Genomic DNA, 14,104 nt, shown 5'->3' with positions numbered 1-14,104 from the left:
GGAAGATCCAGCGGCCGAGCGACCAGGTTCCGGTGAGCTTGTTCATGGGGTGTCCGTTCGGGTCGGTGCGGTCGGGTGCGAGCGAGGTCCGTGCGGGCGCGGTGGGCGCGGGCGCGGGCGTCAGTGCATGTAGAGGCCGCCGTCGACGTTCAGGGTCTGACCCGTCACGAAGCCGGAGTCCTCGCTGATGAGGTACGCGATCGCCGCGGCGATGTCGCGGGGCGTGCCGATGCGCGGGAGCACGCCGTCGGCGGCCATGGCCGTCTTGCGCTCCTCGGTGAGGGTGCCGCCCATGATGTCGGTGTCGATCGGGCCGGGGGAGATCGCGTTGACGGTGATCCCCTGGCCGCCGAGCTCGCGGGCGACGCTGCGGGTGAAGCCGATCACGCCGGCCTTCGCGGCCGAGTAGGCGGTCTTGCTGAAGGTGCCGCCGCCGCGCTGCGCCGAGACGGAGGAGAGGCTGACGACGCGGCCGACGCCGCGGGTCACCATCGACTCCACCGCGCGCCGGGTGCTGAAGTGCACGCCGTTGAGGTTCACGTCGATCACACGCTGCCACTCCTCGGGGGTGACCTCGAGGTACGAGACGGGGGAGGCGATCCCGGCCAGGTTGACCAGGGCCAGCACGGGCGGGAGGGCGGCCTCGAGCGCGTCGAAGGCGGCGCGGACCTGCGCGTCGTCGGCGACGTTCGCGCCGGCTCCCGCGGCCTGCACGCCGTGCTGCTCGGCGATCTCGGCGGCCACCTCCTGGGCGGCGTCGGCGTGGAGGTCGATGATCCCGACGTTCCAGCCCTGCTCGGCGAGGTGGTGGGCGGAGTAGCGGCCGATGCCGCGCGGGGACGCGGCGCCGGTGAGGACGACGGTCCGGGACTCGGGGAATGCTGTCATGACAGGGCTCCTTCTCGGTCGGCGCGTCAGGCGATCGGCGCGGGGCCGAGCTCGTCCATCAGCTTCTTGATGGCGACGTAGGCGCGGTTGCGGTACGCGATCAGCTCGGCGGTGCGCTCGGCGGGCACGTCGAGGTAGCCGGCGCCGGACTTGGTGCCGAACTTGCCGGCGTCGACCAGCGCGGCCAGCGACTCCGGAGTGGCGAAGCGCTCGGGCCAGCGGGTCTGCAGCGAGGCGTAGCAGAAGGCGTAGACGTCGAGGCCGGCCATGTCGGCGATCGCGAACGGGCCGAAGACCGGGAGGCGGAAGCCGAAGGTGGTGCGGACGATCGTGTCGATGTCCTCGGGGGTGGCGATGCCCTCCTCGACGATCTGCGTCGCCTCGTGGAAGAGCGCGTACTGCAGGCGGTTGAGCACGAAGCCGGTCGAGTCCTTGACCCGGGCGGTCTCCTTGCCGGTCGCCGCGACGATCTCCTCGGCCAGGGCGATCGCGCTCTCGGCGGTGCCCTCGTGCGGGATCAGCTCGACACCGGGGATGAACGGCGCGGGGTTGGAGAAGTGCACGCCGAGGAAGCGCTCGGGGTTCGTCACGGCCTCGGCCAGCGAGCCGATCAGGATGGTCGAGGTGTTCGAGCCGATCACCGCGTCGGGGCGCGCGGCGGCGCTGATCCGGCGGAGGGTCTCGTGCTTGATCTCGATCTTCTCGGGCACGGCCTCCTCGATGAAGTCGGCGTCCGCGACGGCCTCCTCGATCGACGCGGCCGGCGCGAGCTGGGCGCGGACCCGGGCGACGGCGTCCTCGGGGAAGAGGCCGTCGGCGACGAACTGCGCGGTCTCGGTGAGCAGGCGCTCGTAGTTGCTGCGGGCGATCTCCTCGGAGATGTCGGCGATGACGACGGTCGCGCCGGAGAGCGCGAGGACCTGCGCCATGCCTCCGCCCATGTAGCCGGAGCCGACGACGGCGATGCGGCGGGCGGTCGGGGCGGTGGTGCCTGCGGTGGCGGCGGTGCCGCTCGTGCCTGTGGTGTCGCTCATGGTGGTGCGTCCTTACTTCGGGGCCCGGGCCGCGCGGGGCAGCAGCGAGCGGATGTAGGTCTGGTTGGTGGAGCACATGCCGAGGCTGTCGCCGCCGTAGTGCTCGGCGAGGAGGATGCCGCGGAAGCCGCCCTCCACCGCGTCGCGCAGGACCTGGCGGTAGTTGATGAGACCGGCCTCCATGGTCGAGGGGACCGAGGTGGCCCAGGAGCCGTCGGCCGACTCGTCGCGGGTGTAGTTCTTCACGTGCATGTAGTTGGCGTAGGGGAGGGTCTTGGCGAACAGCTCGCGCCAGTCCTCGACGGGGCGGTGCAGGCGGATCAGGTTCGCGACGTCGGGGTTGAGGCCCACGTTGTCCAGGCCCACCTCCTCGACGAAGCGGACGGCGCTGTCGGCGGTGCCGAGGTAGGTGTCCTCGTAGAGCTCGAGCGCGAGCGGCAGGCCGACGTCGGCGGCGTGCTTGCCGAGCTCGCGGATGCGGCTGACGGCGGCCTTCCAGACCTCGGGGTCGTCGGGGTCCTTCGGGCCCTCGGCGGTCCAGAACCAGAGCGCGCGCTTCTGGGCGTCGCTGAACGGCTGGTGCAGCCCGGTCGAGAAGACCTGCATGCCCCACTCGGCGGCCGCGTCGATGGTGCGGTGGGCGTAGGCGAGGTTCGTCTCCTCGTGCCCGGGCATGATCACGCTCTGGCGCTGCAGGTGCACCGAGGGGATGCCGACGCCGTGCGACTTCGCGATGCTGAGGAACTCGTCGCGCCGCGAGGGCTCGAGATCGGCGGGGCGCACGTGGCTGTCGGCCAGCTCGGCGAGGGTGAAGCCCACCTGCTCGACCTGGGCGAACATGTCGTCCCAGACCTCGGGGGCCGCATCGTGCAGGGCGACGCCGTCGCGGCCGACCGGCGGGATGCCGTGCAGGCAGGTGGCGATCGGCCAGGTCTCGGCGGTCCAGCTGTCGGGGTTCCAGTCGACGCCGTCCCAGGACTGCGCCCCCTGCAGGTTCGGCGCCGGGGTGGTCCGCGCCGGGGTGGGAGGAATGCCTTCGCTCATCAGTGCTCCATTGCGCTCGCTGCGGCCGACTCTGGCCGCGAAAAGATCCTATAGGAAATATAGTCCTGGAGCGGCGGAACGCAAGGGGAAGTCGCCGGTGCGCGAGCGGCGGAACGAGGGCGAGCGCGACCGGGCGGTCGGCCTTCCGTCGCATCGAGCGATCAGCCGACCGCCGCCCCTTGGCCGTCTTCGGCACGTGGAATGCGCTTCGGCACGTGGAAATCGCCGGATTCTGCGAGCCGGGGCGGATTTCGCGAGCCGAACGTGCGGTTGTGGGAAGCTCGGCCACCTTCGGCACGGAGAAGCCGCTTCGGCACGTGGAAACGGCCGAATTCTGCGAGCCGGGGCTGGTTTGGCGAGCCGAACGTGCGGTTGTGGGAAGCTCGGCCACCTTCGGCACGTGGAAGCCGCTTCGGCACGGGGAATCGCCGGATTCTGCGAGCCGGGGCTGGTTTCGCGAGCCGAACGTGCGGTTGCGGGCCGCTCAGCCACCTTCGGCACGTGGAAGCCGCTTCGGCACGTGGAAATCGCCGGATTCTGCGAGCCGGGGCCGGTTTCGCGAGCCGGACCTGCGGTCTCGGACGGTCCCGCCACCTTCGGCACGCGGAAAGCGCTTCGGCACGTCGGAACTGCCCGGTTTCGCGAGCCGGGGCCGATTTCGCGAGCCGACCGTCCGCTCCGCCCACCTCTGGCACGCGGAAACCGGTCCGGCACGCGGAAACCGGTCCGGCACGCGGAAACCGGTCCGGCACGCGGAAACCGGCCCGGCACGCGGAAACCGGCCCGGCACGCGGAAACGATCCGGTTCCGCGAGCCCGGGCTGATTCCGCGAGCCCGCGCCGGAATGCCGGGCCCTGCAGTGCGCAGAGCGATGACGGCGGGCGCACGAACGGCGGGGACCCCGGGAGGGATCCCCGCCGTCAGCGGTGGTGCGGTGGTGCGGTGGGGCGGCGCTGCGCCCGGCGTCAGCCGAGCGTCGAGCGGACCGCCGTGCGCGCCTGCTCGAGCGCGTCGCGGAGGGCCGCGGTGGTGGCCGCGCTCATCGAGCCGTGCGCGGCGGCGGTGCGCAGCTCGGCGCGCAGCTCGTCGCGGAACTCGGTGAGCAGCACCTCGGCGTCGCGCAGCGCGACACGGGACGCGGTGCGCGCGTCGACCGGCGCGGCCTGCTCGGCGGAGTCGGCCGGGGCGTCCTGCGGGCGCTCGCCGGATGTGGACTCCTGGGCCGTCGCGGGCTCGGGCGTCGCAGGCGTCTCGGCCGAGTGCTCCGGGCCGCCGCGGGAGGGCCGCGAGTCGCGGGCGGCGCTGGCGAGATCGGCCCGGAGGCTCTTCATCGCCTCGGCGACCCCGAGGCGCACCTCGTCGGCCAGCCGGCGGACGGAGTCGGTCAGCTCCTCCTCGATGTCGCCCAGGTCGGTCGCGCGGTTCGCGAGCTCGTCGCGGCCGGCGTCGGTGATGGAGTAGACGGTCTTGCGGCCGTCGGCCTCCTTGGTGACCAGGCCCTCCTCCTCGAGCTTCGCCAGGCGCGGGTAGACCGTGCCGGCGCTCGGGGCGTAGGTGCCGCCGAAGCGCTCGCTCAGCGCCTGGATCAGCTCGTAGCCGTGCTTGGGCGACTCCGCGAGGAGGTTGAGCAGGTAGAGGCGCAAGCGGCCGTGCGCGAAGACGGGGCTCACAGCACGCCTCCGTCCGTGACGCGCTGCTCGCCCGCGGAGACGGGGGCGGGGGAGCGGCGGACGACGGTGACGGCTCCGGTCACCGAGTTCGCGGTGACGTCGACCCACTTCGAGTCGAGCGAGCCGGTGGTGGCGGTGTAGCCGCGGCCGAACGTGCCCTTCACGACCTCGCCGTCGAGCTGCAGCGTGCCGGTGGCGGTGTTGATCCGGTAGCGGGCGCCGAGACCCTCGTCGATCCGGATGGTCAGGTCGCCGCTGACGGTGTTGCACTGGATCTCGTCCGGTGCGTCCTCGGCGTCGACGAAGACGCTGCCCGAGACGCCGTCGACGGAGAAGCGGGTGAGGGCGCCGGCGGTGGTGACGTCGCCCGAGACGGTGTGCGCGGTGACGCGGCCGGTGTGGTTGCGGACCGAGAGCTCGCCGTGGACGGTGTTCGCCTCGATGTCGCCGTGCAGGCCGTCGATGACGATGTCGCCGCCGACCGTGGAGACGCGGGCGTCGGAGCGGAGGCCGGAGACGAGGCCGTCGGCCGAGACGGTGTCGAACTTCAGCGCGACGCCGCGGGGGACGAGCAGGCTGATGTCGGCGCGGTCGCCGCGGCGGCCGAGGCCCTTCGCGACCTCGACGACGGTGTCCCAGCGGAGCTGGATGTGGTCGACCTCGAGGCGATCGCCGTCCATCGACACCTTGAGCGGGCGGCCGGAGACGCTGTGCACCTCGACGCGGGCGGTGGGCTCGTCGTGCCCGATGACGTCGATCTGACCGCCGACCAGGGCGATCTTGATCGCGCGGACGACGTCGAGGTCGATGACCTTCGTCTCGCCCGCCTGCACGAGCCATTTCTCGAGAGACATCTGCTCCTCCTTCTTCGCCCGGGTGGGGCGGTCGTTCGGCTGCTGTGGCGTCTCGCGATATAGCGCGAGTCGGTGAAGTCACGATATATCGCGTCTTCACCCGTGGGCAAGGGTGCTCGGCGATCACTCAGGAGACGCCGTGCGTCTGCTAGACCGGGGGGATGGATCCGATCGCGGCGCTGCAGGAGATCGCCTCCCTGCTCGAGCAGGAGCGGGCGTCGAAGTACCGCGCGAAGGCGTTCCGGAAGGCCGTGGCGGTGCTCGAGGGCATGGCGGAGGGCGAGCGGGCCGATCTCGCGCTGGTGCGCGCGGCGCCGGGCATCGGCGACACGACCTTCACCGTGATCCAGCAGGCCGCCGAGGGGCGGGTGCCGGACTACCTGGCGGACCTGCGCGGGACGGCGTCGCTGCCCGAGAGCGCGCTGCGGAGCCTCCTGCGCGGCGATCTGCACAGCCACAGCGAGTGGTCCGACGGAGCGACGCCGATCGCCGCGATGGCGGACGCGGCGCGCGCGCTCGGCCACGAGTACCTGGCGCTGACCGACCACTCGCCGCGGCTGCGGGTGGCGCACGGGCTGAGTGCGGAGCGGCTCGGCGAGCAGCTCGAGCACCTGGCGGGCCTCGACACGGGGCCGCTGCGGCTGCTGAGCGGGATCGAGGTCGACGTGCTCGAGGACGGCGCGCTCGATCAGTCCGAGGAGATGCTGGCCCGGCTGGACGTGGTGGTGGCGAGCGCGCACTCGAAGCTGCGGATGCCGAGCCGCGAGATGACGCGGCGCCTGGTCGCGGCGGCGTCGCATCCGCGCACGGACGTCCTCGGTCACGTCACCGGGCGGCTCGTCACGGGGGAGCGCGGCACCCGGCCGCCGTCGACCTTCGACGCGGAGGCCGTCTTCCACGCGTGCGCCGACCACAGGACCGCCGTCGAGATCAATGCGCGACCGGAGCGGGAGGATCCGCCGGACGAGCTGATCGCCCTCGCGCTCGAGGCCGGCTGCCTCTTCTCCATCGACAGCGACGCGCACGCCCCCGGCCAGCTCGGCCTCCTCGACTACGGCGCCGAGCGGGCCGAGCGCCTCGGCGTGCCCGCCGACCGCATCGTCACCACCTGGCCGCTCCCGCGACTCCTGGAGTGGCTGCAGGCCTGACCCGGCCTCCGCGAGATGCCACTTGTGCACGCTTCTCACGGCGTGTCGCGTGCACAAGTGGCATCTCGCGGGGGGAGAAGAGAGGGAGCGCGGAAGCGAAGTCTCGGGCGGTAGCCCCTTGACAGGACGGCTAGCGTCGGGGGGAGTTCGGCGCAAGTAGTGACTTCCCAGGGTTTGGGAGGGCATGCTCGTGGGGGCCGTCGGTGACGCGCCCTCCTCCGTTCCGACCAGACCAGGTGATCCGTGGCCACGCAGACCGTTCTCGACGCCGTGCGCGCAGCGCCCACCCTCCTCGAGGCGATCCGGGCGGCCGACGCCCTGACGATCGCCGCGGTCAGCGACGGGGGCGGTCGCGCCGTGCGCCTGCTCACCCGCGCGGCCCTCGATCCCGCCGACCAGCTCACCGCCATCGCCGCGGTGCACTCGCTCGCGCAGGTCTTCGACGAGGAGGCCGACCTCGCGCTGCTGCGCCTGCTCGCCGACGAGCGCGCCTTCATCCGCGAGCACGCCGCCTGGGCTTTCGGCGGCCGCCTGCCGCGCCCGAGCGCCGTCGGCCCGCTGCTGCGGATGCTCCGCGACGGCGGCTTCGCCGGCATGCTCGCGCAGCGCACCCTGCTGCTGTGGGCCTCCTCCGCCCCGGACCTCGTCGCCCTCGCCCTCGAGGGCGCGCTGATCGGCGAGCGCGACCGCGACGTCCGCGCGCGCTACGTCGAGACGATCGGGCTGGTCCCCGGCGCGATCGCCGAGCGGACCCTGCTGCACACCGCCGCCGACGAGGGCGAGGTGTTCGAGGCGCGCGCCGCGGCCGCCGACGCGCTCGGCGAGCGGCCCTCCGACGACGCGGCGCTGATGCTCGCCCGCCTCGGCGAGATGCCGGAGCCGCTCGGCCCCGTGGCGCGCGTCGCCCTCGCCGACCGCGCGATCGCCCCGGTCGCCGACGCCGGCCCGACCGTCGCCCAGCTCTTCGTGCACGCCGACATCGACGGCACCCTCACCCGCGTCGGCGCGGGCGACAACGGCGGCATCGCGACCCTCCTCGTGCGGCTCGGCGACGCGCTGACCGAGGAGGAGGGGATCGAGCGCGTCCTCACCCTCTCCCGCGGCACGTGGGCCGAGGCCGAGCGCGCGCTGGCCGGCCTGCCCGCGGCGGGCCACGGCTTCGCCCCGGTGCCGTTCGTCGGCGCCGCCGTGCCGATGCCCCAGGCCTGGCCGCGCCGGATCGCCGCCGAGCGCGGCATCCGCCGCATCCTCCGCTCCGCCGGCCGCGTCGACGCCCTGCACCTGCGGATGGCCGACGTCGGCTCGCTCGCGGCCGCCGCGGTCGCCCGGGAGCTCGAGATCCCCGTGGTCTTCACGGTCGCGCCCGATCCGCACGCCCTCATCGCGGGGCTCGACGCGAGCGGCGCCCTCTCCCGCGCCGACTTCGGCGACCGGGACGCGGTCGAGCACTTCTGGTTCCGGGTGCGCCTCGTGCAGCGGCTCGCCGCCGACGCCGCGCACACCGTGCTCTTCCCCCGCGCCGAGCTCGCGGAGACGATGCGCGACATGCTCGGCATCGACATCACGGCGCACCCCGAGCGGCACACGATCGTCCCGGAGGGGATCGACGTGCGCCTGGTCGAGCGCGGCGAGGAGGCGGCGAAGGCCGCGGCGGCGGGCGAGAGCGTCGCGCTCGACGCCGGAGACGACCTCTCGGCCCTCGACGCGCTGCTGGCCGAGCTGCCGGCCGAGCGCCGCGGGCTCCCGCTGCTGCTCAGCGTCGGGCGCCTGCACCGGGTGAAGGGGATGGCGACGCTCGCGGAGGCGTGGGCCGGCTCGCCGCTGCGCGACCGCGCGAACCTCCTCCTCGTCGGCGGCGACCTCGCCGACCCCAGCCCGGACGAGACCGAGCAGCTCGACCGCATCGCCGCCGTCGCGACCGGCGGGCTGTTGCTCGCCGGGCACCGCCCGAACGGCACGGTCGCCCGCTGGCTCGGCGCCGTCCGCCACGGCCGCCCCGGGCTCGCCGCGGCCGGCGGCGCGTACGTCTGCGCCAGCGTCAAGGAGGAGTTCGGCATCGCGCTGCTCGAGGCGCTCGCCGCGGGCCTGCCCGTCGTCGCGCCCGCCACGGGCGGCCCGGCGACCTACGTGGAGGAGGGCGTGACCGGCTTCCTCGTGGACACCACCGACCACGACGCCCTCGCCGTGGCCGCCTGCCTGGCGCTCGACGTCGCGGCGGGTCCGCTCGCCGAGTACTCCGCCGAGCGCGGCCGGGCGATGGTGCTCGAGCGCTACACGATCGAGGCGATGGCGCACGCGCTGTCGGCCGTGTACGCCCGGGCGACGGCCGAGCAGGAGCGCCCGTTGCGCTGCGATCTGGTGCTGGGCGCCTCGTGACGCTGCTGATCGTCAGCCCCGACTATGCGTCGCACCTGCTGCCGCTCGCGACCCTCGGCACCGCCTGGCGCGACGCCGGCGAGCGCGTCGTGGTGGCGACGGGCGACGCGACCCGCTCGATCGTCGACGGCTTCGGCTTCGAGCACGTCGCGCTCCGCCTCGGCCGCGGCTCGAACCCCGGCACGATCCGGGCGGAGGAGCAGGCGCCCGATGAGGGCGACTCGCTCCGCGGCTTCTTCGACGCCACCCGGCGCGGGATGGTGCCGACGCTGGAGTACCAGGCGCGCGAGCGGCTGACCGATCTGCTCTGGGATCCGGCGGGCGTCGCCGTGCGGCTGCGCGAGATCCTCGACGAGGTCCGGCCCGACGCGATCGTCGTCGACCACCTCGCCTTCACGGCGCGGGTCGCCCTGCGCGCGCTGGGCGTGCCCTACGGCGACGTCGTGCTCGGCCACCCGAGCGCGCTGACGGTGCCCGGCGAGGTCTACGGCTTCCCGCCGGTGTGGCCGGACGCCTTCGCGCCGTCGGCCGACGAGCTGGCGGGGCTGCGCGCGCTCTGCGAGCGGGTCCGCGACTCCTTCACCGCGGAGTGGAACGCCGCCCTGCTCGCCCTCGACCCCGCTGCGCCGCCGAGTCTCGACGCCTTCGCCGAGAGCGGCGACGTGCTGCTGCTGAACTACCCCGGCGAGCTGCACGACGCGGCGCGGACGGCGCAGCTGCCGCCGCACGCCTTCCTCGGCTCGGCCGTCCGCGGTGAGCCGCGCGACGCCGAGGTGGAGGAGTGGCTCGCCGCCTCGGACGACCCGGTCGTCTACGTGAGCTTCGGCAGCTTCCTCTCGGTGCGCGACGACGTCCTCGCCCGGGTGGCAGCGGCGCTGGCGGACGTCTCGGTCGACGGGCGGCCGGTGCGCGTCGCGCTCGCGTCGGGGGCGACCGATCCGGCGGCCCTCGGCGAGGTGCCCGCGGGCTGGCTGGTGCGCGGCTTCCTGCCGCAGGTGACGCTGCTGGGGCGCTCGGTGCTCGCAGTCACCCACGGCGGCAACAACAGCGTGACGGAGGCGATGACGGCCGGGGTGCCGCTCGTCGTGCTGCCGTTCTCGACCGATCAGTTCGCGGGTGCGGCCGCGCTGGAGGACGCCGGGGTCGCCGAGGTGCTCGATCCGAACGCCGCCGGGGTGCCCGAGCTGGCCGATGCGGCGCGGCGGATGCTGGCGCTCGGCGGCGCGGCGCGGGAGCGGCTGGACGAGCTGGCGGCGGCGCTCGGCGCGACGACCGGGCCCGAGCGGGCGTTCGCGGCGCTGTCCGGGCGGCCCCGGGCGTGACGGGGGAGCGGGGCGACGAGTCGGCCGAGGACTCGGCCGACGAGTCCGCGGGCGAGTCCGGCGACGACTCGGCGTGGGACGCCGCGGGCGGCTCCGTCGACGAGTCGGCCGACGACGAGCGCTGGCTCGTCGTGAACGGCCGCCGCTGGCGCCGCACCGATCCGAGCCTCCCGGAGGAGGTCGTCGCGGCCCTGACGTCGCACCTCGGCCGCGGCCGCTCGGGCGTGCGCACCGCGAAGAAGGCCGGTGACGAGGAGGCGGTCGCCGCGGCCCGGCAGCGCGTCGGCCTCGCCAAGCACGGCCTCGGCGAGCGAGGCCCGAAGTGGTGGGACGAGCCGGAGTCCGCCCGCCTCGACCGCGCCCGCGCCGCGCTCCGCGACCTCGACGCCCTCTAGCGCCCTCCGCCTCCGCCCCCTCGGCCCCTTCCGCGAGATGCCACTTGTGACCGCCCGCGTCGGCGTGTCGTGCTCATAAGTGGCATCTCGCGGGGACGAGAAGGGAGGGGGGTGAGGGGGTCAGGCTAGGAGGGACTCGGCGAGGGAGAGGGCTCCGCGGACGCCGGACTCGTCGCCGAGGGCCGGGGGGACGAGGCGGAGGTGGGCCGCGCCGGTGCCGTTGGCGCCGGGGGCGCCCATCAGGCGCTCGATCTCGGACTCGGTGGCCGCGAGCAGGCCGGGCGTCTTGGCGACGCCGCCGCCGACGATCGCGAGGCGCACCCCCGCGACATAGGCCAGCGTCGTGACGAGCTGCGCGAGGTAGAAGGAGCTGAAGCGGAGGTTCGCGGCGGCGTCCTCCGGGCCGAGGCTCGAGCCGTCCCGACCCCAGCGCGCCGTGATCGCCGGGCCGGCGACGAGCCCCTCGAGGCAGTCGCCGTGGAACGGGCAGGTGCCCTCGAAGCGGTCCTCCGGGTGGCGGCGGGGCAGCACGTGCGCCACCTCGGGCCAGCCGCTGCCGGCGAGGAGGCGACCGCCGGCGATGATGCCGCCGCCGACTCCCGTGCCGACCGTGAGGTAGACGAAGTCGGGCTCGCCGCGGCCCGCGCCCCAGCGCGCCTCGCCGAGCGCGGCGCCGTTGACGTCGGTGACGAGCGCGGTCCGCGCGCCGGGCGCCGCGGCCTCGAGCGGGGTCAGCACGTCGGCGCCCTCCCAGCCGAGCTTGGGCGTGGAGGTGAGCCGGCCGTAGTCGGGGGAGCCGGGGTCGATGTCGAGCGGGCCGAAGGAGGCGACGCCGATCGCCGCGACGCGGCCGTCGACGCCGTGGTCGCGGGTGAACGCGGCCAGATCGCCGAGGGTCTCGTCGGGCCCGCGGGTGGGCAGGGTGGTCTTCGCGAGGATCCGCTCGGGGTCGTCGCGGTCGGCGACCGCCGCGACGACCTTGGTGCCGCCGGTCTCTATGCCGACGAGGAGTGCGCGGGGCTCGGCTGCGGGTGCCATCGGGTCAGCGGACCGCGGCCGGGGCGGCGGAGGTCGTGGCGGGCGTCGCGGGGGTGCCGCCGATCGCGCCGACCGCGAGCGGGGAGAGGGAGGGCGCGAGCGCCGGGTGCCGGCGGCGGCGAGGAGTCACGGTGAGGCTTTCCGTTGGGCGCGGCGGGCCGCGGCGGACACGATGCTCGAATGCTAACGGCCCCGGGGCGGGCACGCCGATCGAGGCGGCGCCGGGCCCGAGCGTCCACTCGGCGCTCCGGACCGCGCGCTCACGCCGGGGCGCGGACGCCGGTGAGCTGCTCCGAGGCGTCCCACAGGCGGCGGGCGTCGTCGGCGCTGCGGAGCGTCGGCCAGGGCTCGATGCGCGCCGCCGGTCCGCCGATCAAGCGGCTCGGGCCGAAGAAGCCGCCGCCGTCTGACGCGGTCGCCGCGAGCAGGGCGGGCTGCGCCGCGCCCTCCACGGTTTCGGCGACGCCCAGGCGTGCGAGCAGCACGATCAGGCCCCGGCCCCGCACCTCCCGCGCGCGGCCGAGGCCGGGCTGCGCCGCGAGCAGGTTCGTCGGCGAGATGCCCGGGTGCGCGAGGGTGCTCGTCGGTCCCCAGCCGGCCGCGGCGCTCCGCGCGTCGAGCTCCCGCGCGAACAGGCCGACCGCGATCTTCGACTGCACGTAGGCCCGCATCGCGTCGTAGTCGCGCGCGCCGTCGAGGTCGTCCCACGCGATCGAGCCGCTGCGGGCGGCGATGCTCGTCTGGTGCACGACGCGGGCGCGCCCGAGCAGCGGCAGCAGGCCGAGCGTCAGTGCGAAGTGGCCGAGGTGGTTCGTGCCGAACTGCAGCTCGAAGCCGTCCTCCGTGAGCCCGCGCTGCGGCGGCCGCATCACTCCCGCGTTGTTCACGAGCAGATCGATCGGGCGGCCGTCGGCCAGCAGGCCTGCAGTGAGAGCGCCGACCGAGCGGAGGGAGGAGAGGTCGAGCGGGCGCGTGCTCACGACGGCGCCGGGGACGTCGCGGCGGATACCCGCCGCCGCCGCCTCGCCTTTCGCGGCCGAGCGCACGGGCAGGATCAGCTCGGCGCCCGCGGCGGCGAGGCGGCCGGCGAGGACGCGGCCGATGCCGTCGCTCGCGCCGGTGACGACGGCGAGCCGTCCGGACAGGTCGGGGATGGGGATGCTGCGGGTCATGCGGACTCCTCGGTGCGGTGGCGGTGGGTGGTGATCCCATGCTCGGCCGGAGCGGCGAGCGGAGGCAGGGCCCGTGGATCCACCGATCCGCGCTCCACGGCTCGCAGCCGCCACGCGCTCAGGCCGGCGCGCCGACCACGGCCAGCAGCTCCAGCTTCCCCGCGCTCTCGCTGCCGGGAACCGCCGTGTAGACGAGGAGCCGGTGCGACTGCTCCGGATCGAGGAGCGTCTGGCACTCGAGCTCGAGCATTCCGACCGTCGGGTGGAGGAAGCGCTTGGTCGCCGGCGGCTGCAGCCCGACCTGGTGCTCGGCCCAGAGCGCCCGGAACTCCTCGCTCCGGCCCGCCACGAGCTCGACCAGCGCTGCCGCCCGCGAGCCGGGCCCGCGCAGCGTCACGAGCTCGCGCAGTCCCGCGACGTAGATCCGCGAGAGCCGCGCCCGCTCCTCCTCCGGGTAGGCCTCCCGCACCGCCGGCTCGGTGAACCACCGGTAGCCGAGGCTGCGCTCGGCCCCGGTGCGCTGCGACGCGTCGCCGAGCAGCGCCGCGCCGAGCGGGGTCTGCCGCAGCGTCTCGCCGAGCTCGGTGACGATCTCGGCGGGTGTGTCCTGGAGCCGGTCGAGGATCCGCAGCAGTCCCGGACCGATGTGCTCGCCCGCGGCGCCCCGGGCCGGCGGTCGGTGGCCGGCGAGCCGGAAGACGTGGTCGCGCTCTCCGAGTGAGAGGTGCAGCCCCTGCGCGATCGCCGCGATCATCTGCTCCGACGGCTGCGGGCCGGTGCCTCGCTCGAGTCGGGCGTAGTAGTCGGTGGACATGTGGCAGAGTGCCGCGGCCTCCTCGCGCCGCAGTCCCGAGGTGCGGCGGCGCGGGCCGCGGGTGAGGCCGACGTCCTCGGGCTGCAGCGCCTCGCGCCGGAGTCGGAGGAACGCCGCCAGGCCGTCGCGATCGATCATGGAGCGCCTCTCGTCGGGACTCCCGTTCTACCGCGGCGGCGGCACCGGTGCCACGGCCCGTCGATCCACCCTTCCGGCGGCGGCCCGGCGCTGTCGCTGCGATCCTGCGCGTGAGGCGGCGATAGTGAGCGATTCCGTGCGTGCCCTGGCGGAAATCGCAGGATACGCGCGTGCAAGACTGGCTACGAGCGTGCTCCACCCCGCGACGATC

General features: G+C 74.7%; 13 protein-coding genes. 4 read left to right on the top strand and 9 right to left on the bottom strand.

Annotated elements, in window-relative coordinates:
* Positions 1-120: 120 nt before the first annotated feature.
* The 5 genes from HQQ82_RS10000 to HQQ82_RS09980 all read right to left on the bottom strand — a co-directional run bounded on the left by HQQ82_RS10000 (position 121) and on the right by HQQ82_RS09980 (position 5,490).
* A complete protein-coding gene (locus tag HQQ82_RS10000) occupies positions 121-888 on the bottom strand; it encodes an SDR family NAD(P)-dependent oxidoreductase (protein WP_173232856.1) in 768 nt (255 codons plus the stop codon).
* A gap of 26 nt (positions 889-914) precedes the next feature.
* Positions 915-1,922, bottom strand: coding sequence for a 3-hydroxyacyl-CoA dehydrogenase family protein (locus tag HQQ82_RS09995; protein ID WP_173232855.1), 1,008 nt, complete (start codon positions 1,920-1,922; stop codon positions 915-917).
* Positions 1,923-1,934: 12 nt separating this feature from the next.
* Positions 1,935-2,966 carry a sugar phosphate isomerase/epimerase gene (locus HQQ82_RS09990; protein ID WP_173232854.1) on the bottom strand — a complete coding sequence of 344 codons (1,032 nt, stop codon included), beginning with the start codon at positions 2,964-2,966 and terminating at the stop codon, positions 1,935-1,937.
* Positions 2,967-3,931: 965 nt separating this feature from the next.
* Positions 3,932-4,636, bottom strand: a complete 705-nt coding sequence (locus tag HQQ82_RS09985) for a helix-turn-helix transcriptional regulator (RefSeq protein ID WP_173232853.1) — start codon at positions 4,634-4,636, stop codon at positions 3,932-3,934.
* Entirely contained in the window at positions 4,633-5,490 is an 858-nt protein-coding gene (locus tag HQQ82_RS09980; protein ID WP_173232852.1) for a hypothetical protein, read from the bottom strand. Before HQQ82_RS09980 ends, HQQ82_RS09985 begins: the two co-directional genes overlap by 4 nt.
* 161 nt (positions 5,491-5,651) lie before the next feature.
* Here HQQ82_RS09980 and HQQ82_RS09975 point away from each other — a divergent pair, with 161 nt between their 5' ends.
* From HQQ82_RS09975 to HQQ82_RS09960, 4 genes are all read left to right on the top strand, one after another.
* Positions 5,652-6,638, top strand: a complete 987-nt coding sequence (locus tag HQQ82_RS09975) for a PHP domain-containing protein (protein WP_173232851.1) — start codon at positions 5,652-5,654, stop codon at positions 6,636-6,638.
* A 243-nt stretch (positions 6,639-6,881) separates the two neighbouring features.
* On the top strand, positions 6,882-9,014 hold the full coding sequence (locus HQQ82_RS09970) for a glycosyltransferase (RefSeq protein WP_173232850.1): 2,133 nt from the start codon (positions 6,882-6,884) through the stop codon (positions 9,012-9,014).
* A complete protein-coding gene (locus tag HQQ82_RS09965; RefSeq protein ID WP_173232849.1) occupies positions 9,011-10,336 on the top strand; it encodes a glycosyltransferase in 1,326 nt (441 codons plus the stop codon). The genes HQQ82_RS09970 and HQQ82_RS09965 overlap by 4 nt, the downstream gene beginning before the upstream one ends.
* A gap of 131 nt (positions 10,337-10,467) precedes the next feature.
* Complete coding sequence (locus tag HQQ82_RS09960) at positions 10,468-10,731, top strand: biopolymer transporter Tol (protein ID WP_173233006.1); 264 nt, start codon at positions 10,468-10,470, stop codon at positions 10,729-10,731.
* A 120-nt stretch (positions 10,732-10,851) separates the two neighbouring features.
* Here HQQ82_RS09960 and HQQ82_RS09955 read toward each other — a convergent pair whose 3' ends face one another.
* From HQQ82_RS09955 to HQQ82_RS09945, 4 genes are all read right to left on the bottom strand, one after another.
* Entirely contained in the window at positions 10,852-11,769 is a 918-nt protein-coding gene (locus HQQ82_RS09955) for an ROK family protein (protein WP_173232848.1), read from the bottom strand.
* A 4-nt stretch (positions 11,770-11,773) separates the two neighbouring features.
* Entirely contained in the window at positions 11,774-11,899 is a 126-nt protein-coding gene (locus tag HQQ82_RS20340) for a hypothetical protein (RefSeq protein ID WP_301952435.1), read from the bottom strand.
* Positions 11,900-12,029: 130 nt separating this feature from the next.
* Positions 12,030-12,941: an SDR family oxidoreductase gene (locus HQQ82_RS09950; protein WP_173232847.1), complete on the bottom strand. Its 912-nt coding sequence runs from the start codon at positions 12,939-12,941 to the stop codon at positions 12,030-12,032.
* A gap of 118 nt (positions 12,942-13,059) precedes the next feature.
* The gene (locus HQQ82_RS09945) at positions 13,060-13,893 is read right to left on the bottom strand and encodes a helix-turn-helix transcriptional regulator (RefSeq protein WP_173232845.1); all 834 of its coding nucleotides are present in this window, start codon (positions 13,891-13,893) and stop codon (positions 13,060-13,062) included.
* Between the last annotated feature and the right edge of the window lie 211 nt (positions 13,894-14,104).

The sequence above is a fragment of the Rathayibacter sp. VKM Ac-2856 genome (assembly GCF_013205055.1).
Taxonomy (GTDB): Bacteria; Actinomycetota; Actinomycetes; order Actinomycetales; family Microbacteriaceae; genus Rathayibacter.
This window is presented reverse-complemented; position numbering and strand designations above follow the sequence as displayed.